Genomic DNA, 806 nt, shown 5'->3' on the forward strand with positions numbered 1-806 from the left:
ACAATCTGGAACAAGCTGAAAAATTGAAACACTCAGTAATATCGACAAGGTATTATTGGGGAGTCTCTCAAGCTGAACAATCCGAGACGCTTTCGGGTTGTGAGGTTAAGCGAATAAGCGTGCACGGTGGATGCCTAGGCAGTCAGAGGCGATGAAGGACGTGCTAATCTGCGAAAAGCGTCGGTAAGCTGATATGAAGCGTAATAGCCGGCGATGTCCGAATGGGGAAACCCAGTGCGATGCGTCGCACTATCATTAACTGAATCCATAGGTTAATGAGGCGAACCGGGGGAACTGAAACATCTCAGTACCCCGAGGAAAAGAAATCAACCGAGATTCCCCCAGTAGCGGCGAGCGAACGGGGAGCAGCCCAGAACCAGCATCAGCCATACCATCAGAGGAACGGTCTGGAAAGGCCGGCGAAAGAGGGTGACAGCCCCGTACTCGAAGGTGGTATGGTTGTGAGTTCGACGAGTAAGGCGGGACACGAGAAATCCTGTCTGAAGATGGGGGGACCATCCTCCAAGGCTAAATACTCCTGACTGACCGATAGTGAACCAGTACCGTGAGGGAAAGGCGAAAAGAACCCCGGCGAGGGGAGTGAAAGAGAACCTGAAACCGTGTACGTACAAGCAGTGGGAGCCTTGATTCGTCAGGGTGACTGCGTACCTTTTGTATAATGGGTCAGCGACTTATATTCTGTAGCAAGGTTAACCGTATAGGGGAGCCGCAGGGAAACCGAGTCTTAACTGGGCGAAGTAGTTGCAGGGTATAGACCCGAAACCCGGTGAGCTAGCCATGGGCAG

Annotated in this window: 1 rRNA gene; it reads left to right on the top strand. The window is 52.2% G+C overall.

Annotation, left to right across the window (positions count from 1 at the left end):
• Window positions 1–103: 103 nt before the first annotated feature.
• A 23S ribosomal RNA gene (locus Phpb_RS22790) occupies window positions 104–806 on the top strand; the annotation flags it as partial.

The organism is Photorhabdus namnaonensis, from assembly GCF_001684335.1.
GTDB lineage: Bacteria > Pseudomonadota > Gammaproteobacteria > Enterobacterales > Enterobacteriaceae > Photorhabdus > Photorhabdus namnaonensis.